Source organism: Roseomonas gilardii (assembly GCF_001941945.1).
Lineage (GTDB): Bacteria > Pseudomonadota > Alphaproteobacteria > Acetobacterales > Acetobacteraceae > Roseomonas.
On sequence record NZ_CP015583.1, the window covers coordinates 2860901 to 2882924 of the forward strand.

Here is a 22024-nt window from a genome sequence, read left to right on the forward strand (position 1 = left end):
GGGAACGCGGCGCGAGAAGCCGCGGCCCCGGGGAAAGGAAGCACCATGACGGGTTCCAGGAAGCGCGGGGCCGCCCTTCTGTTCGCGACTCTGCTGACGGCGGCCATGCCAACGCCGCGAACGGAGGTCCGGGCGCAGCCCGCACCGCCGCCCGGCGGGGACGCCGTGCAGAAGCTGCAGGAATTCCGCGGCACGGGCGCCAGCCGCGACATGGAGACGGTGCCGCAGACCGGCCGCCGCGCCGACCAGATCCGCCGCAACCTGGAACGCATCCGCCTGCCGGACGGCTTCCGCATCAGCCTCTATGCCCTGGTGCCCGATGCGCGGCACATGGCGGTGGGCCCCTCCTCCGGCGTGGTCTTCGTCGGTACGCGCAAGAACCGGATCTGGGCCGTCACCGACCGCGACCGCGACCGCGTGGCGGACGAGGTGAAGGTCTTCGCGCCCTCCGTCGCCTTCGCCATCCCCAATGGCCTCTGCTTCAGCCCGGACGGCATTCTCTATACGGTGGAGCAGAACCGCGTGCTGGCCTTCCCGGCGGCGGAGTTCTTCTACGAGGGACCGGACGTGGCCGCCGCGACGGTGGTGCCGCAGGGGCAGCTCATCCCGGCCGCCGAGGAGAGCTTCAACCACACCGCCCGCGTCTGCCGCATCGGGCCGGACAACAAGCTCTATATCGCCCTCGGCCAGCCCTTCAACGTACCGCCCCCGGCGAAGCGGGCGCTCTATGACCAGCAGGGCATCGGCGGCATCATCCGCATGGACCGCGACGGCCAGAACCGCGAGGTCTTCGCGCGCGGCATCCGCAACTCCGTCGGCATCGCCTTCCGCCCCGGCACCAGCGAACTCTGGTTCACCGACAACCAGGTGGACGGCATGGGCGACGACACCCCGCCCGGCGAGATCAACCGCGCCACGAAGGCGGGTCTGAACTTCGGCTTCCCCTGGTATGGCGGCGGCACGGTCCGCACCGCCGAATACGCCAAGGATACGGTGCCCGCCGACGTGGTCCCGCCCGCGGTCGAGATGGCGCCCCATGCGGCGGATCTGGGCATGACTTTCTACACCGGCCGCATGTTCCCCGAGAGCTATCGCGGCGCCATCTTCGACGCGCAGCACGGTTCCTGGAACCGCAGCCAGGCGGTCGGGGCACGGGTGATGGTCACCTTCCTGAACGCCGATGGCAGCGTGAAGGAAAGCAAGCCCTTCGCGGAGGGCTGGCTGGACGAGGAGACCAACGAGTATTCCGGCCGCCCGGTGGACGTGGCGCAACTGGCGGATGGCTCGCTGCTGGTCTCCGACGACGCGGCGGGGGCGATCTACCGCATCTCCTATGGGGACCGGAATTGACGGGAGGCGCCACGACCCGGCGCCTCCGCCTGCTGGCCGGCCTGCTTTCCCTCGGCGTCCTGGCGCCGGGGGGATGGACGGCGCCGGCATGGGGGGCCGAGGGCGATGCGCGGGCCGGGCGCCGGCTGGCCGGCGGGCAATGCGCCGGCTGCCACGGCAATGACGGGCTGGCGGTGGTGCCGGGCGCGCCCAACCTCGCCGGGCAGGTCGCGGATTATCTCGGCACCCAGTTGGCCGCCTTCCGTTCCGGTTCCCGGCAGCAGGAGCAGATGAACCTCGCGGCCCGGGAACTGACCGACGCGCAGATCGCGGACCTCGCCGCCTGGTACGCCTCGATCCGCGTCGAGGTGGAGATCCCGGGGCGCTGACGCCAGCGGCGCCGGCCCGGGAGGGATAACGGGGGGGGGGAACGCGGCGGGAAGCCGGCCTCAGGACGTCTGCGCCTGGGGACCCCGCCTGTCATGGCCCAGCCGTTCCAGGCTGGCCGGCGCGGCGGCCGCCATCTCCCTCCGGTCCCGCAGGTGGCGGCGCAGCAGCAGCAGCAGCGCGGCCGTGGTGAAGAGCACGCCCAGCATCGGCAGCTTCGGGATGTCGAAGAGGAACCGGGTGTAGCTCAGCACGGCCGCCGCCTGCATGCACAGCGCGGCCGGCCAGAGGCCCGGGCGGATCAGGGCGAGGACATAGGTGAAGACCCCTGCCGCGATGAAGTAGCGCTCGTGCATCCGCGGCGCGAAATAGGGAACCAGCAGCGCCGCCAGGGCCAGCATGGTCACCAGTTGCGCCGCCCCCGGCTGGCCACGGCAGGTCAGGAAGGACAGGAGCAGCGCGCCGCAGGCCAGCAGCGCGACGACCACGCCCGCGAGGATCATCCCGTCATGCTGCGGCAGGACGCCCTGCAGCCAGAGGAAGGCATCGGGGGCCAGGCGCGACAGCAGGGGCGGCTCGCGGAAATCCACCGGATAGGCGACGAGCTGCTGGACGATCAGCCAGGGATTGGGCGCCGCCATCGAGAGCAGCGGGTGCTCGCCATACTGATTGGCATAGAAGGTGAACAGCTCCCGCAAGGGCCGCCCCGCCAGCACCGCCGGCAGCATCATCGCCGCATAGGTCAGCGGCACCAGCATGGCGTCGCGCAGCGCCCGCGCGGCACGCCCCGGCACCGGCAGGTCGCGCAGCAGCAGATAGGCGACGAAGGGCGCGACCACCGCGGCCAGCGGCTTGAAGGCCAGGGCGATGCCGAACATCACCATGGCCCGGCCACGCCACCCCCGGAGCAGGGCGTGCAGGAAGGCCAGCAGGAAGGAGACGTAGACCACGTCCGACTGGCCCCAGACGATGCTGTTGAGGCTGAGCTCCGGCAGCGTGGCGAAGATCACCGCCGCCAGCAGGGAGAATTCCCGCGACCGGCCCACCGCGCGGCAGATGCCATGAACCTGCGTCGCCCCGAACAGCGTCCAGAGCAGGGAGCAGAGCTTCACCGCCACGACCGGTTTGAGCCACCCGTCGGCCAGTGTGCAAAGGACGAGGAGGTAGATGTAGGGCGGGGTGTAGTCGGAGAAGCCGCCATGCAGGGCCGCCAGCCGGCCCTCTGACAGGATGGCCCGGTACCAAGGGAGAAGGAACACCTCGAAATCGGTGTTGGAGCGGGTGATCCAGAACCCGGCCATCGTCAGGGCAGCCAGGGAAAGGGCCAGTGCCAGGCCACGCATCACCGCGAGGGTACGCGCCGATTCCGGCGAAACCGTCTCGATTTTCTGGAACGGTGCCATGCGCCTTGCTTTTTCTCTACCCGGGCACGGCAATAGCAAAAGAAAGCGAAGTTGACACATGAAAGATACGATTGCCATGCGGTTTTCGCTCTTTCGGGACTGCGGCGCCGCATGGCAGAGGCACTCGGAAGCGGTATGTCGTTACAATCCAGGGCGGCAGCCCGAAGGCGTCCGTGATGTCAGGGCCGGGCAGGTCCGCAGCGGCGTGGCCACCTCGCGTTCTCCGTGACGAAAGGGGTGCTGTCCCCAGGACCGGCAGCGCGCTGAACCTTCCGCCGCGGCGGAACATCATGGTGTTGCCCCGGATGCATTGACGCCCATCGCGGCCCGGTCGAGCCTATGCAGGTGCAGCATCGGATTTGCAACCATAAGTTGCCGATCTTTCGGCACCAACGGAATGCGGCACGGTCATCGCCCGGAGGGGAAAGCGGCATGCGGATTCGATTCGACGGCATCACCGTGGCGGTAACCGGCGCGGGGCATGGCTTCGGGCGCCGCATCGCCCGCGACTTCGAGGGGCTGGGCGCGCGGGTCTTCGCCTGCGACCTCTCGGCGGAGGAGCTGGCGGAAACCGCCGCGGGCACCGGCATCGCGACCGAGGCCTTCGACCTCACCGCCCCCGGCGCCGCGCGCGGCTGGATCGCCCGGGTCGAGGAAGCGAGCGGCGGGCCGGTCGGCGTGCTGGTCTGCAATGCCGGGGGCGTGCGAGGCCAGGTGATGCACCCGCTGGAAGAGGTGCCGGAGGCGGACTGGCACGCGCTGTTCGACATAAACCTGCACGCCGCCTTCAACCTTTGCGCCGCCGTGGCACCCGGCATGAAGCGCGCCGGCACGGGACGGATCGTCACCGTCAGCAGCAGCGCGGGGCTGCGCGCCTCGCTCACCGGCATCCAGGCCTATTGCGCCGCCAAGCACGGGCTGGTCGGGCTGACCCGGCAGCTCTGCCACGAACTCGGCCCGCATGGCATCACCGTGAACTCCGTGGCGCCCGGCTTCGCCCCCACCAATCCCGCCAGCATCGCGCAGTTCGAGAGCTATGGCCCCGAGGGCCAGAAGGCGCTGCTGGAGGGCATCGCCCTGCGTCGCCTCGGCACGGCGCAGGACATCGCCAACGCGGTGCTGTTCTTCGCAAGTCCCCTCGCCTCCTGGATCAGCGGCGAGGTGCTGAGCGTGAATGGCGGGCGCTGAACCCGCACCGCAATGGCGCGACCGTGACCGACCTCACCCCTGGCCCAACCCGTGCCCGCGCGGCAGTTTGACGCGGTGCGACCCATGACCCCGAGGGGAATCCGTCCCGTGACCCGCTTCACCATCCCGGCCCGCCTGCTGGCCCTGGCCGGCTTCCTCGCCCTGGCCGGACAGGCCCTTGCGCAGCCCGCCCCGCCGGCGCCCGCCGCGCCTCCCGCGCCGGAGGCCGGCCGGCACGAGACGAAGTTCGAGTATATCGACCAGTCGCTGGAGACCCTGCTGAAGGACGGCTTCGAGGTCCGCACCTCGATCGGGCCGATGCTCTTCCTGTCCAAGCCCGGAGCGCTCGGCGCCGCCCGCACGGCGGCCTGCACCATCGGCCTGACCAACAGCATGATGGCCCGGCCGACGGAGATGAAGCAGGCGCCCACGACCTGCTTCTCGCTGAACTAGACACGCATCGCCGAAGGGCGGCCCCGTCCGGAGGCGCGAACCCGCGCCTCCGGAACGCCCCTCGGAACGCCCCCGGGACCGGGCGGGATTGGCGGAACGGCGGCTTTGTGCCAGTTTTGTTCTCGTCCTCCCCGCCATCCCTGCCGATGGGCCGCCACAGCACATGAGCAATCGCGAAGCCCGCCGCCACCTGTCCCGCGACCCTGTCCTGGCCCCGGTGATCGCCCAGGTCGGCGCCTGCCGCCTGAAGCCCGTCGGCGGGCGCGAACCCTACGAGGCCCTGGTCCGGGCCATCGCGCACCAGCAGGTGCATGGCCGCGCCGCCGAGGCGATGCTGAACCGCCTGATCGCCCTGGCGCCCGACCATCCCTTCCCGCCCCCGGCCGGCATCCTGGCCCTGCCCGAGGGCGCGCTGCGGTCCTGCGGCTTTTCCGGCGCCAAGCAGGCCGCGATCCTGGACATCGCCCATAAATCCGCCGCCGGCTGGGTGCCCACCCGCCGCGCCGCCACCCGCATGACGGACGAGGCGCTGATCGAGCGCCTGGTGGCGCTGCGCGGCGTCGGCCGCTGGACGGTGGAGATGCTGCTGATCTTCACCCTGGGACGCGCCGACATCCTGCCGGTGGACGATTTCGGAGTGCGCGAGGGCTATCGCCTCGCCGCCGGGCTGGAAAGCCAGCCCCGGCCGCGCGACCTCGCCACGATCGGCGAGGCCTGGGCTCCCTTCCGCTCGGCCGCCTCCTGGTATCTCTGGCGCGCGGCGGACCTCCACAAGGCCGGGCAGTTCCGGATGCCTCAGGCAATCTGAAGCCGGCCATCCGAGGTCGGCGGGCGGCTTCCGGTCCGCGGCGTGACGCTTTCTCCATCCCGCCCCGCCCGCCATGGACGCCGCGGGAAGCCCCGTGCCAGAAGCGGGCATGCCTTTGCTGACCCGCCGGAACCTGCTGGCCGCTGGCGCCACGCTCCTGGCCACCGGCGCTTCCGGTTCCGCCTATGCGATGGTGGTGGAACCCGGCTTCCGCCTCATCGTGCAGGAATACCGGATTCCCATGGCCAACTGGGGAAACCGGCCGGAACTCCTGATCTGCGCCACCGCCGACCTGCACAGCGGCGATCCCTGGATGCCGCTCAGCCGCGTGGAGCGCATCGTGGACCTGGCGAACCGGCTGCAGCCCGACCTGCATGTGGTGCTGGGCGACCTGCCGGGCGCGCTGCGCGGGCGCTTCCGCCGCGCCTTCCCCGCCCCGCCGCCGGAGGAGACCGCCTGGCGCCTCGGCCGGCTGGAGGCGCCGCTGGGCGTCTTCGCGGTGACGGGCAACCACGACTGGTGGGACGACCGGGAGGCCGTGCTGAACCGGCAGGGCCCGCCCCGCTCCGCCCGCGCCATGGCCGAGGCGGGGCTGCGCCTCCTGTCCAACGAGGCGACGCGCCTGCCGCTCGGCCCCCCGGGGCGCGGCGGCGGCGTCTGGCTCAGCGGCATCGACAGCCAGCAGGCCTACTGGCCGTTGATGCACATGGAGGGGGCGGACGACCTGCCTGCCGCCCTGGCCCCTCTGGCGCTGGACGACGCCCCGGCCATCCTGCTGGCGCACGAGCCCGATATCTTCCCGCGCGCCCCCGCCCGGGTCGGCCTGACCCTGTCCGGCCATACCCATGGCGGGCAGATCCGCATCCTGGGCTATTCCCCGATCGTGCCCTCGCGCTACGGGCGCCGCTATGCCTATGGGCTGGTCGAGGAGGAAGGGCGGCGGCTGGTCGTCTCGGGCGGGCTGGGCTGCAGCCGCTACCCGATCCGCTTCGGCGTGCCGCCGGAGCTCACCCTGGTCAGGCTCGGTCCTCCAGGAAAGGCGTGAGCGCCTCCAGGAAGCCGGCCGGATTCTCGGCATGCAGCCAGTGCCCCGCCTTCGCCACCGTGGCGAAGCGCGCCCGGGGAAACAGCGCGCGGATGCCGTCCTCATCCCGCGGGCGGATATAGTCGCTGCTCTCGCCGCGCAGGATCAGCACCGGCCCGTCATAGCGCGAGCCCGCCGGCAGGTCCGGCCAGCCGACGATGCCGTCCATCGCCGCCGCGATCTCCTCCAGCCCGATCCGCCAGCGCGGCGGCTCGGCGGCAAGGTCCAGGTTCTGCAGCAGGAAGGCCCGCACCCCCGCCTCCGGCACCGCTTCCACCAGCGCGGCATCGGCCTCCTTGCGCGTCAGCCCCGGCCGCAAGGGGATGGCCCGCATGGCCGCCGCATAGGCGCCGAAGGTGGGGCGATAGCCGCGCGGCGCGATATCGGCCACCACCAGCCGCGACACGGCGCCCGGATCGGCGAGCGCCAGCATCATCGCCACCTTGCCCCCCATGGAATGGCCCAGCACCGCCGCCGGCCGTGCCTCCGCCGCCCGCAGCGTCTCCGCCACGTCCCCCGCCATGGCCGGGTAGTCCATGCGGGCCTCGTGCGGGCTGTCGCCATGGTTGCGGAGGTCGAGCGCCAGGACGCGATGCCGCTCCGAGAGGTTCCGCTGCACGAGGCCGAAATTCCGCCCCTGGCCGAACAGCCCGTGCAGCAGGGCGACGGGTTCCCCCGCCCCGGATTCGAGCATCTTCAGGCGCATCGGCTCTCCCCATCCAGGCAGTGGTGCTGGTTCGCAGGCCGTGGCACCGCCGTCAAACCCCGGGGGCACCGGAAGCGGAGGCACCGGAGGCGGGCGCGGCGGTCAGGCCGCCACCTCCAGCATGATCTTGCCGATATGGGCGCTGCTCTCCATCAGCGCATGCGCCTCGGCCGCCTTCTCCAGCGGGAAGCGGGCATGGATGCGCGGCGCGCAGCGCCCGGCGGCAAGCAGCGGCCAGACCTGCCCTTCCAGCGCCTGGGCGATGGCACCCTTCTCCGCCGCCGTGCGGGGCCGCAGCGTGGAGCCGGTGACGGTCAGCCGCCGGACCATGATCGGCCGCAGATCCACCTCGGCAGCCTTGGGGCCCTCCAGGAAGGCGATCATCACCAGCCGCCCGTCCTGCCCCAGGCAGCGCAGGTTCCGGGGGAAATAGGAGCCTCCGACCATGTCCAGGATCGCGTCGATCCCCTTGCCGCCGGTCAGGCGCTTCACCTCCTCGACGAAATCCTGCTCCCTGTAGTTCCAGGCCTCCGCCGCGCCGAATTCGCGGCAGGCCGCCACCTTCCCGGCGCTGCCGGCGGTGGCCAGCATCCGCGCGCCGAAGGCCTCGCCGAGCTGGATCGCGGTGATGCCGATGCCGGAGGTGCCGCCATGCACCAGCGCCGTCTCGCCCGCCTTCAGCCGCCCGAGGCCGAACAGGTTCGCCCAGACGGTGAAGAAGTTCTCCGGCAGCGCCGCCGCCCGCAGCGCGTCATAGTTGTCCGGCCAGGGCAGGCACTGGGTTTCCGGCGCCGTCACGTATTCCGCATAGGCGCCGCCATTGGTCAGGGCGCAGACCCGGTCACCCACGCGCCAGCGGCCGACATTGGCGCCGCAGGCCACCACCTCGCCGGCCGCCTCCAACCCCAGCACCGGGCTGGCGCCGGGCGGCGGCGGATAGCTGCCCTGGCGCTGCGCCACGTCGGGCCGGTTCACCCCCGCGACCAGCACGCGGATCAGGATCTCCTCCGGCTTCGGCTGCGGCAGAGGCCCCTGGGCGATCCGCATCACCTCGGGCGCACCGCCCTCGCCGTGCTCGATGAAGCGCATGCTGTCCGGCAGTGCCATGGCGGCCTCCTCCTCTGTGGGTCGGCGCCGGCCATGCCCCGCGGCGGGCGGCACGGCCCAGGGCACCGGCGAGCCTCCAGGGTCGGGACGGGAGGCCGAAGCGTCAAGGTCGGGGGAAAAGGGGCGCCGGAAGCGGGGTACCGGAAGCGGGGTGCCGGTGCGGGAGGCGGAGCCCCTCCCCCAGTGGGCGGCTACCGGGACGCACGCCCCCCCGGGGTTGCGCAGGCGGGGCGCTTCCGCTTGCATGACCGTTGGATTTCTCATCAGCCGAGCCAGATTCCCCCACCGATGCCTCCTGCCGCGCGCCGCCCCCTGCTGGCGGGCCTCGCCGCCCTCCTTTTGCCCGTTGCCCGGCCTGCCCTGGGGCAGGCCCCGGGCATGGGCGGCGGCGCAGGCGGGGCCCCGACCGGAACGGGCCAGGCCTTGCCGCCCGCCGCCACGCCGGGGGAATGGCGCCTTGGAGCCCTCTTCCCCTTCACCGGCCCCTTCGCCCTGATGGGCGACGAGGCCTATCGCGGGCTGGAAATGGCGGCGGACGAGCGCAACGAGGCCGGCGGCCTCGCCGGCCGCCAGATCCGCCTGCTGCGTGGGGATGCCTCGGACCAGACCCAGGCGGTGAGCGAGGTCCGACGCCTGACCTCCGGGGAGGGCCGGGTCGCCTGCGTCTTCGGCACCGCCGTCTCCGCCCTGGCCCTGACCGCCTCCCAGGTCACCGAGGCACTGGGCACGCCCTATTTCGAGCTCGGCGCCATCGCCGATGCGCTGACCGGGCGCGGCGCCCGCTATGTCTTCCGCAGCTGCCCGCGCGCCACGGATTTCGGCCGCCTCTCGGTGGATGCCGTGGCCGACCATCTCGCCCCCGCCTGGAAGGCCGATCCCAGGGCCCTGCGCATCACCATCCTGGCGGAGGACGGCCCCTATGGGCAGAGCGTCGCCGCCGCCCAGGAGGACCGGCTGCGCGCGCGGGGCATCCCGCTCGCCGCCCGCCTGGCCTTTCCGTCCCGCACCACGGATCTCGGCACGCTGCTCGGCCAGCTCCGCGCGGCGCGGGCCGAGGTGGTGCTGCACAGCGCCTATCCCGGCGATGTCGTCCCCTTCTTCCGGGCCATGCGGGAGGCGCGCTGGCAGCCGCGCATGGTGATCGGCGCCGGCGGGGCCTACAGCCTCAGCGATACCGCCCGCAGCCTGGGGAACGAGATCGAGGGGGTGATGAACGTCGATGTCACCCCCTTCGCCACGGAGGAGGCGGCCGCCCCCGGCGCCGGCCTCTTCGCCGAGGCCTACAAGCGCAAATACGGGGCCGAGCCGCGCTCCGGCCACAGCCTTGCCACCTATGCCGGCGCCGCGATCTTCCTGGAGGCGCTGGGCCGCGCCAGCAGCGCCGAGAAGGAGCGCCTCCGCGCCGCGGTGCTGGCCACCGACCTGCCGGAGGGCAAGGCCGTCACCGGCTGGGGCGCCCGCTTCGACGAGAGCGGCCAGAACACCCGCGCCCGCCCGCTGCTGGCGCAATGGCAGGATGGCCGGCTGGTGACGGTGGCCCCGGCCGTGGCGGCGGCAGGCAAGCTGCGGGGCGGTTTCGGCGCGGTGCGGACCGCGCCACCCTGACGGCAGGCGCCGTGAGGGCGGAGACCGCCCCCACGCACGAACGGGAAATCCCTTATCCGGCCGTGATCCCGGCTTCCTTGATGATCGGCTCCCACTTGGCGATCTCGGTCTTCAGGAAATCGCCGGTGGCCTCGGGCGTGAAGTTGGAACGGGTTTCCATGGTCAGGTCCGACAGGCGCTTCTGCACGGATTCCATGGCCATGACCTTGTTGGTCGCCTCGTTCATCGCCTGGACGATCGCGGGCGGCGTGCCGGCGGGGGCGAAGATCATGTGCCAGGTATAGGCCTCGTAGCCCGGCACCCCGGCCTCGGAGAAGGTCGGCAGGTCGGGGAGCTGGGGCAGCCGCTTGGAGGAGGAGACCGCCAGGCCGCGCACCTCGCCCCGCTGCACGAAGGGCAGCGCGTTGTTGGCCACGTCCAGCATCATCACCACGGTGCCGCTCAGCAGGTCCGGCATCGCGGCCGCGGAGCCACGATAAGGCACGTGGTTCACCTTCAGCCCGCCGGCCTGCTTCAGGAACAGCTCGCTCGCCAGGTGCAGCGCCGCCCCGGCGCCGGTGCTGGCATAGTCGAACTTGCCCGGATTGGCCTTCGCCAGGGCGATGAACTCCTGCAGCGTCTTCGCCGGCAGGTCCTTGTTCACCATCATCAGCATCGGGATCACGCCGGTCATGGTGACGGGCGTGAAATCCGCGATCGGGTCGAAGGGCAGCTTGGCGAAGATCGCCCGCAACGTGGCATGGGCGATGGTGGTGTAGAGGAAGACCGAGCCGTCCTTCGGCGCCTTGGCCACCACGTCGGAGCCCACGACCACACCGGCCCCGGTGCGGTTCTCCACCACCACCCGCTGCGGCAACTGCTTCGACAGCTCGTCCGCGATCAGCCGGGCCGGGATGTCGGTCGGCCCGCCGGCGGCGAAGGGCACCACGAGGCGGATCGGCTGGTTCGGCCAACTGCCCTGGGCGCGCAGCACGGCGGGCGCGGCAACGGTCGCGAGGGCAGCCCCGGTCAGGGTACGACGCCTCATTCGTTCCTCCAGAATATCGTCCGTCCCGGCTCCGGGCGCGGGACCCATGCCGGAGGATTACGCGTCAATCATGAAGAAGCGTCAATCTGGCCGGCAGAAGCAGTGCCGCGCCGGTCAGTCCTTTCACGGCTTGGCAAAGGGTTCGCCGGTGCCGAAGGCCAGGACGCGGCTTCCGGCATCGAGGCCCAGGGCTGCCCGCGCCGCCGGATCGCGCGCCGCCAGCAGCAGCCCCGCCATCACCGCCTCGCCACGCTCCCCGGCCCGGTCTGCCCCCGCACGCCCGGCAGGCGGGCTCCGCCCCGCCCCGGCCACCGCCTCCGATGGGACGGCGAGGCAGGCAAAGGCAGCCCGTTCCAGCTCCCCCCAGGCCAGCAGCGATACGTCCCCTTCCGCCTCGCCTTGCCCGGCCCCTGTCCAGGCGGCGGCGGCGGCCCGCATCAGCTCCCCACCCTCCGCCTCCACCACGACCAGCCGTGGCGCATCCCCGCCCAGGCGGCGCGACTGCACCGCGACCGCCGCGGCCAGGGCACCGCTGCCGCCGGGGACGAAGACATGGCTGGGCGGCGCGGGAAGAGCGGAGAAGGCTTCCTCCGCCGCGAGGCGGCATCCCTGCATCACGTCGCGCGCCACCTCGGTCTGGCCCGGCCAGGAATGGTCCGACAGGAAGATCCAGCCCTCCGCCTCCGCACGCCGGGCCGCGTCCCGCACCGTGCACCCCGATCCAGCCGGCCCGGCCGGGCATTCCAGGACCTCCGCCCCCTGGTGCACGAGCGCCTCGCGCCAGGCGGGCAGGCTATCCGGCGGCAGCAACGCCACGCAGCGGGCATGGAAGCGCCGTGCCCCCCAGGCCACGGCCAGGGCGAAGCCGGCATCCGGACCGCTCGCCAGGGTGATACCCCGCGTCGCCTCCGCCAGCCGCCCGGATTCGAGCTCCGGTGCCTCCGCCGCCCGCGCCACGCCGCGCCGCGCCAGCTCCGCCGACAGCAGGCGCTGCACCGCATAGGCGGCGCCCAGGACCTCGGCTCCCCGGACTTCGCCGCCCGGGCCGGCGTGCCGTCCCGCCTCCTTCCAGTGCAGGGCCGCGAGCCCCAGCGCAGCCGCCGGTTCGGGAAGGTCGATCGGCGGCGCCGGCGCATGGCCGGGCCAGGCCATGATGGCGGCCCGGGCCCGCCGCCAGCCCCCTTCGGGCAGGGTCACGAGGCCGGGTATGCCGGGACGGGGATTGACGAGGCAGCGAAGGGAAGCGGGCGCGCTCATGCCGCCAGCCTAGCCGGCGCCCGCCCGGGGCGCATCGCCCGCCCGAACGATGCCCTGCCGCCTCGCGCCCCGGGCCGGGCTTGGCACTCCACCCCAGGCTGTGGGCTCTCCGGGAGCACGGCCACGCGAGGGCTATCCCCCCGCGCCGCTTCCCGGCACCATCCTTTCCCGTGGCACCCTGTCTGGCGCAGATCTGCGCCAGATGGACGTCTGCCATGGCGGCGGAAGCCAGGGCACGGGTTGATGCGGCACCGTCGAGACAGCATTTGTTGCACTGTGCCAAGCTTCGTTCACAAGTGGGCGACTGTCTTGCGTTTCGTCGTCGGACACGCCGATGCTGCGTCGCACAAATACGATCCCCGAAGACAAGGGGCACGGAAGCCCTGGGTGAAGGGGCTGGAACGTCGGAGACAACGCGGACATGACGCAGATTTCCCATGCGGGCGGGGAGGCCCTGACCGACCACAGGCCCGCCGCCCCCGTGGCGGATGCCCCCGTGGTCCGGGCCCTGGCCCATCCGGTGGACCAGGACACCTTTCCGGGGGCGCGCTGGAGCCCGCGGCAGGGGCCGCCGGATACCCCGGCCGGGGCGCCCGCCCTTCCCTCCCTGCTGACGGCGATGGGGCGCGGGCTCCGGAACCGCTGCCCGGTCTGTGGCGAGGGCCGCGTCTTCCAGGGCTTCCTGGCCGTGGCGCCGGCCTGCGAGCATTGCGGCACGCCGCTGGGGCGCATCCACGCGGACGACGCTCCGCCCTATTTCACCATCTTCATCGTCGGCCATCTGCTGCTGCCGCCGGTCTTCTGGGTGGAGAAGGCCTACCAGCCGCCGATGTGGTTCCACATGGCGCTCTGGCTGCCGCTCTTCGCCCTGGTGACGACGCTGCTGTTGCGGCCGGTGAAGGGGGCCACGGTGGGGCTGATGCTCAAGCTCGGCTTCGGGGGAGCCGAAGACATTCCCCTGGAGAACCAGGACCATATCCGAGGTGGACGGCATGATGTCTGACGGCGGCGCCCCGATGGGCCATGTCACCGAGGCGTCGCAGGCCGAGAGCCAGCGCCTGGTCCGCATCGAGCTGCCGGAGGGCTTGACGCCGCACAGCCCCTATGCCGAGGCCGACCGTGCCCAGGCGGTGGCCGACCTGCTGGCCGGGAACCGCTTCGACCCGCCCGGACTGCCGCCCGGCCCCTATGGCCTGCACCTGGACCTGCGGGAAAACCGGCTCTGGCTGGACATCCGCGGCCCCAGCGGCGCGCCCCTGCACGGCTTCGCCCTGTCGCTCAGCCCCTTCCGGCGGCTGATCAAGGACTACCTGATGGTCGTCCAGGCGCATGAGGAGGCGGTGACCCAGGACAGCCACGATGCCCGCATCCAGGTCATCGACATGGGCCGGCGCGGGCTGCACGACGAGGGTGCCGGCCTGTTGCGGGAAAGGCTGGAGGGCAAGGTCGCGGTGGACCTCGTCACGGCGCGCCTGCTCTTCACCCTGGTCTGCGCCCTGCACAGCCGCGTGTAGCCGAAATTTCATGGGTCCCGGCGCGATCATGGGCCATATGCCGCCCTCATGAAGATCGCCGGTGTTCCCTATCGCAGCATCTGGGTGGATGAGGATGGCTGGTCCGTCCGCATCTTCGACCAGACCAAGCTCCCCTGGGCGGTGGAGACCCTCCGCCTGACCGATGAGGAGCAGGTGGCCCAGGCCATCCGCTCCATGCAGACGCGCGGCGCGCCGCTGATCGGCGCCACCGCCGCCTATGGGCTCGCCCTGGCGCTGCGCCGCGACCCCTCCACGGAGAACCTGGAGCGGGTGGCCGCCATGCTGGGCGAGACCCGCCCCACGGCGATCAACCTGCGCTGGGCGCTGGAGCGGATGCTGGAGGCGCTGCGCAACCAGCCGCCGGAGCGCCGCGCCGAGGCCGCCTATGCCGAAGCCAAGGCTATCTGCGACGACGATGTGGAGACCAACCGCCGCATCGGCGGGCATGGGCTGGAGCTGCTGCGCGACATCGCCGCCCGCAAGCAGGCCGAGGGCCGGGGCGGCGAGCCGGTGAACGTGCTCACCCACTGCAATGCCGGCTGGATCGCCACGGTGGATTACGGCACCGCCCTGTCGCCGATCTACCAGGCGCATGACGAGGGCATGAAGGTCCATGTCTGGGTGGACGAGACCCGCCCGCGCAACCAGGGCGCCGCGCTGACCGCCTGGGAGCTGGGCGCCCATGGCGTGCCGCACACGGTGGTTTCCGACAATGCCGGCGGACACCTGATGCAGCACGGGCAGGTCGATATCGTCATCGTCGGCACCGACCGCGTCACCCGCAACGGCGACGTGGCCAACAAGATCGGCACCTATCTCAAGGCGTTGGCCGCGAAGGACAACGGCGTGCCCTTCTGGGTCGCCCTGCCGCATTCGACCTATGACCCGCGCGTGGCCGATGGCGTGAAGGAGATCCCGATCGAGGAACGCTCCGCCGCCGAGGTCACCGACATCACCGGCCGCGCCCCGGACGGATCGCTGGTCACGGTGCGCGTCGCCGCCGAGGGCAGCGGTGCCGCCAACCCGGCCTTCGACGTGACGCCCGCGCGCCTCGTCACCGGCCTCATCACCGAGCGCGGCCGCTGCGACGCCAGCGCCGAGGGTCTGGCCGGGCTCTATCCCGAGCGCGGCTGATCCCGCCGGCCCCGGACCTGCCCCCAGGCTGGGGCGGGTCCGGGGCCAGTCGGAGGGGGGGGGCTAGTCGGGGGGCCAGTCGGGGGCCGGTATTCCCTTCCGCCGCCTCAGCGGGCCCGTCCGCCCTCCCCCGCCATCATCCCGTCCGGCACGGCCATCAGGCCCTGCATCGCGCGGGCGGCCAGCACGGCCAGGGCCTGGGACGGGAAGGCCATGCCGTCGAAGCCCGCCGCATCGACCGTCCGCACCGGCTCCTCCAGCACCGCCGCCAGGGCCCGCCGCAGGGCGGCATTGACCCTGCCGCGCCCGGCCAGCAGCCATTGCCGGGGCGGGGCGGGCAGGTGGCGCGCGGCCTCGGCGACGCAGAGTGCGGAACAGGCCACCACCACCGCCGCGCCATCGGCCGGCGGCAGCGCCATGGCCCCGGCACGCCGCAGGGCCCGTTCGAAGCCGATCCGGTCGAAGCGGGCGTGCCCGGGTCCGGCGTGCTTCCGTCCGGCATACCCAGGTCCGGCTTGCCCGGCCTCGTCCCGTCCAGGTCCATCCCACTCCGGCGAGCCGGCCGGCCCCTTCCACAGCCAGGGATGCGCGATCAGCCTCGCCAGCACCGCGCCATCGGCCCGCCCCGCCATGGCGAGCCGCCCGCTCATGTCCTCGCCCGAGGCTTCCAGCGACTAGCCCGCCCAGCCCTCGGCGGGGCCGCCCGCCGGCCCGGCCTCGAAATGCAGCGCCTTGGCGCCCCACCGGTCGCCCGCGCCGAGCCAGGTCACGCGCGCCACGCCATCCAGGTCCAGGATCGCCAGAGGCCGCGGCAGCCCCGCCGTCAGGGCAGGATAGGCCGATGGCAGGATCACCCGCCCATCCTCCCCCGCCGCCAGCCCGCCGCCGAAGCCGCTGGCCACCGGCAGGCCGAGGCGGCGGGCCAGGAAGCCGCCCTCCAGCAGCGGCACGGGCACTCCGTCCCGCCCGCATCCGGCCAGCCCCGGCCCGTCGAGGCCCACCGCCATCACGCCGCCGGCCGCCATGCCATCGGACCCCGCCAACGCCGCCACGGCCTCGGCACAGCGCTCCACCAGCCGCTCCACCGCCGGGCTGAGCCCGCCCCAGGCCTCCTCCGGCCCGGCCTCCAGCGCCGCGCGCAGCGCCCGTTGCAGGGCCGGCGGATGCGGCAGCAGGCGGAAGGGGCCGGCCCGGGTCACCGCCACCCCGTCGGTTTCGAGCAGGGCGGCCTCCACCCCTTCGAGCGAGGCAGGGCAGCGCAGCCCGATGGTTCGCAACCCCATTCTTCGCACCATGCCGTCACTGTGCTAACGCCCGGCCCACTGACAAGCACACTTCACTGCGGAACCCCGCCAGATGGACGATTTCCTGCATGCGGCGCGCGAGCGCGGCTTCATCCACCAGGTCACCGACGAGGACGCCCTCGCCGCGCGGCTGAAGGCTGGGCCGCTGCCGACCTATGCGGGCTTCGACCTGACGGCGGACAGCCTGCATGTCGGCCACCTGCTGCCGATCATGCTGATGCGCCTGTTGCAGCGTTGCGGCCACAAGCCCGTCGTGCTGATGGGCGGCGGCACCACGCGCATCGGCGATCCGTCCGGCAAGGACGAGGCACGGCAGCTCCTGTCCGACGAGGTCATCGCGCACAACAAGGCCGGCATCCGCCGTGTCTTCGAGAGCTTCCTCGCCTTCGGCGACGGCCCGGCCGACGCCATCGAGCTCGACAACAACGAGTGGCTCGGCAAGCTGGAATACATCCCCTTCCTGCGCGACGTGGGGCGGCACTTCTCGGTCAACCGCATGCTGACCATGGACAGCGTGAAGCTGCGCCTGGACCGCGACCAGCCGCTCACCTTCCTCGAATTCAACTACATGCTGCTCCAGAGCTACGACTTCCTGGAGCTGAACCGCCGCTACGGCGTCGGCCTGCAGCTCGGCGGGCGCGACCAGTGGGGCAACATCATCATGGGCACCGACCTCGTCCGCCGCGTGGCGGGCAAGGAAGCCTTCGGCCTGACCACGATCCTGCTCACCACCGCCTCCGGCGCGAAGATGGGCAAGACCGCCGCCGGCGCCGTCTGGCTGAATGCCGACCGGCTCTCGCCCTATGACTACTGGCAGTTCTGGCGCAACACCGAGGATGCCGACGTGGCGCGCTTCCTGGCCCTCTTCACCGACCTGCCGATGTCGGAGGTCCGCCGCCTCGGCGTGCTGGAAGGCGCGGAGGTGAACGAGGCCAAGAAGGTCCTCGCCACCGAGGCCACCGCGATCCTGCACGGCCGCGCGGCGGCCGAGGCGGCGGCCGAGACCGCGCGCGCCACCTTCGAGGCCGGCACCCTGGCCGAGGACCTGCCCACGGTCGCCGCCCCGCTGCCCGCCACGGTGCTGGACCTGCTGGTCGCCGCCGGCTTCGTCGCCAGCAAGGGCGAGGCCCGCCGCCTGGTGCGCGGCGGCGGCATCCGCCTGAACGACGAGCCGGTGGGCGACGAGACCCGCCAGGTCACCGAGGCCGACCTGCGCGACGGCACCGCCAAGCTCTCCGCCGGACGCAAGAAGCACGCGCTGGTGCGGGCGGGCTGACCGGGGCTGGTGCCGGGAAAGGCGATCGCCTCAGCGACCGCGAAGATACAGCCCGGTCAGGGAAACCGCGGCCAGTCCCAGCACCGGCAGGCTGATGAGCAGGATCTCGATCCAGTTCATTCCCTCAGATCCTTCATCTGGCGTCGTGCCTGGAAATGTAGGCCGATCCCCGAGAACAGAAAGAGGACGCCACCCAGGACGGCCAGGATGCCACCCTTCGGAGTGGCCGTACCGTAGAGCATGGCCACCGCTGGTGCCACGATCCCGACCAGCACGGTGCCGCTGGCGATGGAATTCATCCATGTGGCGGTGAGCCTGACCCGCTCGTTATGGGCCAGGTTGCTGGGTCCGGGTGGTGTATCCATGCCGTCGCCCCGTTTGGAGGCAACATACGCTTCCGCTCGTTTCGGGCGAACCCGCTCCTATCGGCCATGCAGGGCGGCGACTCAAGCAGGCCCCTGCCCGGATCAGCGCTCCCGCGACGGAGTCCGGGGAGGCGCGTCGCTGCCGAACAGGTTCCGCAGCACCCCCGGCGCCAGCATGGCGAGCGGGTTCACGGCGATCTGCGGGTCGCCCAGCGTGCCGGTGGCGGTGAAGGTCGCGGCCAGCAGGCCGCCGCCCGGCTCGGCGCTGAACAGCCGCCCGACCAGGGGCAGACGCCCCGGCAGGCTGTTCAGGAGGTAGGAGGGCACGATCGTCCCCTCCAGCTCCAGCCGCCCGTCCCGGCGCATCACCCGCCCCTTGGCGGTGGCGCCGAGCGAGGCGGAGCTGAGCCGCACGTCCTCCAGCCCCAGCGCCTCCCGCGTCAGGGCGAAGGGCGCGTGCAGGCTGCTCACGCGCAGCCCCGGCCCGGTCAGCGCCTCCGGGATGCCGTAGAGCGACAGCGCCTGCAGCAGCTTGCCCAGCCGCGCCCGGCCGCGCAGGCCGAAATTCTCCAGCTCCGCCTCCCCCAGCAGGGGCGAGGCCGGCGTATCGGCGGCCCAGTGCCCCTGGACCCGCAGCCGGCCGTCCTGCACGTCGCCCGTGGTGCCGGTGAGCCGCAGCAGCCGCCCCAGATCCGCCACCCGCACCGACAGATCCCGCCCGCCGCCGGCACGCGGCGTGATGGCGGCGGCGAAGGCCTCCTGTCCGCCGAAGCGGCCGGAGGCCTGCAACTGCCGCAGCACGCCCTGCGCGTCGTGCCGGATGCGGGCCTCGACCCGCTCGAAGGGGCCATCCGTGGTCAGCACCTGCCCCAGCGCGATATCCGCGTCGAAGCCCGGCAGGGCGCTGCGCTCCGCCGGCCCCTTCTCCTCCGGCGCGCTCAGGAAGTCCGGATCGGCGCCGCGCAGGTCCAGCACCGGGCCGCGCGCCACGATCCGCCAGAACCCGTCCGGCCCCTCGGGGAAACCCAGCTCGCCGCTCACGCGCGAGGCGCCGGCACGCCCTTCCGCCAGGGTCAGCCGGGTGATCCGGGAACCGGGAGCGAATTCGGCCGCGCCGCGCAGCAGCAGGTCCGGCGCCTCGATGCGCAGGCCGTCGATGCCGCGCAACGCCCCATCCCGCAGGCGCATCGACATCTCCGCCCGCGCCGCCGGGCCGGGGGCCTTGCGCCAGTTGAGCGGCGCCAGGGAAAGCCGCGCCTGGGCCAGGTCCGCCCCGGCCTCCACCCGGGTTTCGGCGCCGCGGTGCTGCTCGAAGCGGGCGCTGACGGCGGCCTGGCCGCCGATCCGGTCGCCCAGGATGTCGAGCCGCGTGCCGCGCAGCGCCGCCAGCTCCGCCGGTCCCTCGACCTGCCCCTTCACCACCAGCTGCCCCGGCGGGCCGTCGCGGAAATCCACCTGCATGCCCACCCGTGCCGCGCGCAGCGGCCCGAGATCGGCAGTGCCGTCGAGGCGCATCCCCGCCTCGGTCAGATCCAGCGAGGCCCGGCCCCGGCGCACCGACTGGTCCAGCACCAGGTCCGGCAGGGCCGCATCCGTTACCTGCGCCTTCACCGCCACGGCGATGCGCTCTGCCGGCAGGTCGGCCAGCAGCGGGAAGGCGAGATGCACCGTGGCATTCGCCTTGCCGCTCGCGCGCGACAGGTCCACCGGAACGGTCTGCAGCAGGTGCAGGCGCGGATGGTCCACCACCCGGAGCATGTCGTTCAGCGGGCCGGCGACACGCCCCGAGATCTCCGTCTTCTCCTGGCCGATATCGAGGTCGTAGAGCCGGACCCGCACTTCCTGGGCGGCGAGCGCCGTGCCCTGCTGCCGTCCGCCCTGCCCTTCGACCAGGATTTCCGCCGGGGACAGGAAGCGTATCGTGCCGCTCACATGCTCCACGGGCGGGACGGGGCGCAGCCAGTGCACCGTCGCATCCTCCACCGTCAGCAGGCCGGTCATCGTTTCCAGCTTCGGCGTGCCGCCATTCGCCGGTAGCAACCCGCCGAACTCCCAGTGCCCGTCGCGCGCCGTGCCGGCGGTCAGGTTCTCCACGATCCAGGAACGGCCGCCCGGCGCCACCGAGGCGGGCCAGTAGAGCGCCAGGTCCGGCAGGAAGGTCCGGTCCACCCCCAGGCCGAGGCGCCAGCGCCAGCCCTCGGCGCGGCGCAGCGCCTCGCCCTGCGCCGTGGCGACCGGCGCGGTGCCGCGCGCCCCGGCGCCTTCGGCCAGGGCCAGGCGGAGCCGTTGCAGCGTCGCGCGGTCCGGACCGGTCTCCACCGCCGCCTCGATGCCGCGGAAGCCGATGCGCGTGCCGTCCGGCTGCGCCACCTGCCCGCTGCCCAGGCGCAGGTCCAGCCCGGCGCGGGGCATGTTCCATTGCAGCAGGTCCAGGCCGGAAAAGCGCAGCGCGATCCGGCTTTCCGCACCGGCCGCCGAGGCCGGGGGAGCGGGCGAAGGAGATCCAGCGCCACCACTGGGCCTCGCGCCCTGGTCCGGAGCCCTGTTCCCCACCGCACCGGAACGCGCCGCACCCGGAGCGGCCCGGCCGGAGGGCGGGGATGTCGCCGTGCCGAAGGACACCCGCTCCCCGGTCGCGGCACTCACGGCCACGCGCCCCAGCGTCACCTCGGCCTCCCCCGCGGATCGCCCGCCTGCGTCCGGCTCCCCGAGGCTGGCCGAGAGCCGCAGCGCCGGCAGCGCAGCGGAGGCCCCTCCCGCTTCCGGGGCAGCGGAGGCCGGGGCCGCCGCCGCACTTCCGGCCGTCCCCGTCCCGGGCATGGCGCCGCCCACCCGCACGCTCCCCAGGCCCGGCATCTCCAGCTCGCCCTGCCGGAGCCCGATCTCCACATGGCCCCAGGGGCGGCGCTGCGCGTCCACGCCGTCGAGCCGCAGGGACAGGCTCGCCGCATCCGGCCCGCCGCCGATCACCGCCCTGCCGCCATCCGGCAGGGCGAGCACACCGGCCCCCGCCCGCATGTCGAGCTGCCCCTGGACCCCCTCGCGGCTGTAGCGGAGCCGTGCCTCCAGCGCGACCGGCGCGTCCAGCCCGGCCAGCGGCGCCAGCACCGGCAGTTCCGCCGCGATCTCGGCCGGGCGCATCGCGGGCAGCGAGACGCGCAGGTTCAGCGTCGCGGGTTCCGCCCCGATATGCCCCAGGAAACGCAGCGTGCCCTCGGCGGCGCCGACCCGCAGGCTCCCGCCGCCCTGGAATCCCATGTTCTCGCCCTGGCGGTCGCGGCGCAGCAGGAGGTCCCCTCCCTGCATCACCGCGCGCACCGCGCCGTCATGGTCGCGCACCTCCAGCCGCGCCGCGTTCACCCGCACCTCGTGCAGCGCCGCCAGCCGGTCGCGCGCGCCGCTCCGGCGCAGCAGGTATTGCAGCGGGTTCTCGTCCGGCAGGGGCCGCGCCGGCCCGCGTGAGCCATCCCCGGCCGCCGAGCCGCGGCCATCCCGCCCGCCGTTCGCCCGGGGCAGGTCCGGCAACCCGTCCGGTCCCACCTCCAGCACCAGCAGCGGCCCGTCCACGGTCAGCGTCTCGGGCACATAGGCGCCCCGGAGCAGCAGGTTCCGCGCCGGGAGTTGCGCCGCGATCTCCGGCAGCTCCAGCCGCGCCTTGCCCGAGGCATCCGGCAGTTGCAGCCCGTAGAGCCGCAGCGACAGGGCTGGCGACCCGGCCGAATCGGCCGGGGGCAGCCAGCTCAGGGCGGCGGCGCCGATCCGCAGGTTCATCCCGTCGCCCGAGGCCAGTTGCTCCAGCGCCGCGGCCAGCATCGGCACGGGCAGCGGCCCCGCCTGCAGCCGCCAGAGCAGCGCGCAGGCCACCAGCCCCGCCGCCGCCGCCAGCGTCATCGCCGCATGGGTCAGCGACACCAGCGCCGGCAGGAGACCGCGCCGGAACAGCCGTCCCAGGGCGCGGCGCATCCGGCGCCCCGGGCCGGGGCCGGGCATCTCCGCCCGCGCCGCGGGGTCGGCCGCATCGCCCGCTGGAACCGTCGTGACTTGACCGTCCCGCCG

20 protein-coding genes are annotated in these 22024 nt (G+C 73.0%); 11 read left to right on the top strand and 9 right to left on the bottom strand.

Going from position 1 to position 22024, the window contains the following annotated elements; translation table 11 throughout:
• The first annotated feature begins 45 nt into the window (after nucleotides 1-45).
• Both RGI145_RS13150 and RGI145_RS13155 read left to right on the top strand, forming a co-directional pair.
• A complete protein-coding gene (locus tag RGI145_RS13150; RefSeq protein WP_156878529.1) occupies nucleotides 46-1350 on the top strand; it encodes a PQQ-dependent sugar dehydrogenase in 1305 nt (434 codons plus the stop codon).
• Complete coding sequence (locus RGI145_RS13155; RefSeq protein ID WP_075798712.1) at nucleotides 1347-1718, top strand: c-type cytochrome; 372 nt, start codon at nucleotides 1347-1349, stop codon at nucleotides 1716-1718. The genes RGI145_RS13150 and RGI145_RS13155 overlap by 4 nt, the downstream gene beginning before the upstream one ends.
• Nucleotides 1719-1778: 60 nt before the next feature.
• Here the strand turns inward: RGI145_RS13155 and RGI145_RS13160 are convergent, their stop codons facing one another.
• Nucleotides 1779-3119 carry a hypothetical protein gene (locus RGI145_RS13160; protein WP_075798713.1) on the bottom strand — a complete coding sequence of 447 codons (1341 nt, stop codon included), beginning with the start codon at nucleotides 3117-3119 and terminating at the stop codon, nucleotides 1779-1781.
• A 432-nt stretch (nucleotides 3120-3551) separates the two neighbouring features.
• Here RGI145_RS13160 and RGI145_RS13165 point away from each other — a divergent pair, with 432 nt between their 5' ends.
• The 4 genes from RGI145_RS13165 (at nucleotide 3552) to RGI145_RS13180 (ending at nucleotide 6613) form a co-directional block, all read left to right on the top strand.
• Nucleotides 3552-4307: an SDR family NAD(P)-dependent oxidoreductase gene (locus RGI145_RS13165; protein WP_075798714.1), complete on the top strand. Its 756-nt coding sequence runs from the start codon at nucleotides 3552-3554 to the stop codon at nucleotides 4305-4307.
• Between the two features lie 108 nt (nucleotides 4308-4415).
• Nucleotides 4416-4760, top strand: a complete 345-nt coding sequence (locus RGI145_RS13170) for a hypothetical protein (protein ID WP_075798715.1) — start codon at nucleotides 4416-4418, stop codon at nucleotides 4758-4760.
• Between the two features lie 163 nt (nucleotides 4761-4923).
• Entirely contained in the window at nucleotides 4924-5568 is a 645-nt protein-coding gene (locus RGI145_RS13175) for a DNA-3-methyladenine glycosylase family protein (RefSeq protein WP_075798716.1), read from the top strand.
• A 109-nt stretch (nucleotides 5569-5677) separates the two neighbouring features.
• Nucleotides 5678-6613, top strand: a complete 936-nt coding sequence (locus tag RGI145_RS13180; RefSeq protein ID WP_075798717.1) for a metallophosphoesterase — start codon at nucleotides 5678-5680, stop codon at nucleotides 6611-6613.
• Here RGI145_RS13180 and RGI145_RS13185 read toward each other — a convergent pair.
• Both RGI145_RS13185 and RGI145_RS13190 read right to left on the bottom strand, forming a co-directional pair.
• Nucleotides 6585-7358, bottom strand: a complete 774-nt coding sequence (locus tag RGI145_RS13185; RefSeq protein ID WP_075798718.1) for an alpha/beta fold hydrolase — start codon at nucleotides 7356-7358, stop codon at nucleotides 6585-6587. The genes RGI145_RS13180 and RGI145_RS13185 overlap by 29 nt on opposite strands.
• 102 nt (nucleotides 7359-7460) lie before the next feature.
• Entirely contained in the window at nucleotides 7461-8465 is a 1005-nt protein-coding gene (locus RGI145_RS13190; protein WP_075798719.1) for an NAD(P)H-quinone oxidoreductase, read from the bottom strand.
• A gap of 288 nt (nucleotides 8466-8753) precedes the next feature.
• On the opposite strand from RGI145_RS13190, the gene RGI145_RS13195 reads away from it, so the two are divergent.
• Nucleotides 8754-10070, top strand: coding sequence for an ABC transporter substrate-binding protein (locus tag RGI145_RS13195; RefSeq protein ID WP_237183065.1), 1317 nt, complete (start codon nucleotides 8754-8756; stop codon nucleotides 10068-10070).
• Nucleotides 10071-10122: 52 nt separating this feature from the next.
• On the opposite strand, the gene RGI145_RS13200 is transcribed toward RGI145_RS13195, so the two are convergent.
• Both RGI145_RS13200 and RGI145_RS13205 read right to left on the bottom strand, forming a co-directional pair.
• Complete coding sequence (locus tag RGI145_RS13200) at nucleotides 10123-11097, bottom strand: Bug family tripartite tricarboxylate transporter substrate binding protein (protein ID WP_075798721.1); 975 nt, start codon at nucleotides 11095-11097, stop codon at nucleotides 10123-10125.
• A gap of 123 nt (nucleotides 11098-11220) precedes the next feature.
• Nucleotides 11221-12354, bottom strand: coding sequence for a pyridoxal-phosphate dependent enzyme (locus RGI145_RS13205; protein ID WP_075798722.1), 1134 nt, complete (start codon nucleotides 12352-12354; stop codon nucleotides 11221-11223).
• A gap of 421 nt (nucleotides 12355-12775) precedes the next feature.
• Between RGI145_RS13205 and RGI145_RS13210 the strand changes: the two genes are divergently transcribed.
• Genes RGI145_RS13210 through mtnA form a run of 3 tightly spaced genes read left to right on the top strand, consistent with a single transcriptional unit; the run spans nucleotide 12776 to nucleotide 15023 of the window.
• The gene (locus RGI145_RS13210) at nucleotides 12776-13357 is read left to right on the top strand and encodes a DUF983 domain-containing protein (protein ID WP_237183066.1); all 582 of its coding nucleotides are present in this window, start codon (nucleotides 12776-12778) and stop codon (nucleotides 13355-13357) included.
• On the top strand, nucleotides 13347-13868 hold the full coding sequence (locus RGI145_RS13215) for a UPF0262 family protein (protein WP_237183067.1): 522 nt from the start codon (nucleotides 13347-13349) through the stop codon (nucleotides 13866-13868). Before RGI145_RS13210 ends, RGI145_RS13215 begins: the two co-directional genes overlap by 11 nt.
• A 48-nt stretch (nucleotides 13869-13916) precedes the next feature.
• The gene (gene mtnA / locus RGI145_RS13220) at nucleotides 13917-15023 is read left to right on the top strand and encodes an S-methyl-5-thioribose-1-phosphate isomerase (protein WP_075798724.1); all 1107 of its coding nucleotides are present in this window, start codon (nucleotides 13917-13919) and stop codon (nucleotides 15021-15023) included.
• A gap of 107 nt (nucleotides 15024-15130) precedes the next feature.
• On the opposite strand, the gene RGI145_RS13225 is transcribed toward mtnA, so the two are convergent.
• Both RGI145_RS13225 and RGI145_RS13230 read right to left on the bottom strand, forming a co-directional pair.
• Nucleotides 15131-15673, bottom strand: a complete 543-nt coding sequence (locus RGI145_RS13225) for an anhydro-N-acetylmuramic acid kinase (protein WP_075798725.1) — start codon at nucleotides 15671-15673, stop codon at nucleotides 15131-15133.
• Nucleotides 15674-15697: 24 nt separating this feature from the next.
• Nucleotides 15698-16318: an anhydro-N-acetylmuramic acid kinase gene (locus RGI145_RS13230; RefSeq protein WP_156878530.1), complete on the bottom strand. Its 621-nt coding sequence runs from the start codon at nucleotides 16316-16318 to the stop codon at nucleotides 15698-15700.
• Between the two features lie 61 nt (nucleotides 16319-16379).
• Between RGI145_RS13230 and tyrS the strand changes: the two genes are divergently transcribed.
• On the top strand, nucleotides 16380-17603 hold the full coding sequence (gene tyrS, locus RGI145_RS13235) for a tyrosine--tRNA ligase (RefSeq protein ID WP_075798727.1): 1224 nt from the start codon (nucleotides 16380-16382) through the stop codon (nucleotides 17601-17603).
• 116 nt (nucleotides 17604-17719) lie between these two features.
• Here tyrS and RGI145_RS13240 read toward each other — a convergent pair whose 3' ends face one another.
• A complete protein-coding gene (locus RGI145_RS13240) occupies nucleotides 17720-17968 on the bottom strand; it encodes a hypothetical protein (RefSeq protein ID WP_156878531.1) in 249 nt (82 codons plus the stop codon).
• Nucleotides 17969-18070: 102 nt separating this feature from the next.
• Nucleotides 18071-21958, bottom strand: coding sequence for a YhdP family protein (locus tag RGI145_RS13245; RefSeq protein ID WP_083670695.1), 3888 nt, complete (start codon nucleotides 21956-21958; stop codon nucleotides 18071-18073).
• Nucleotides 21959-22024 lie beyond the last annotated feature (66 nt).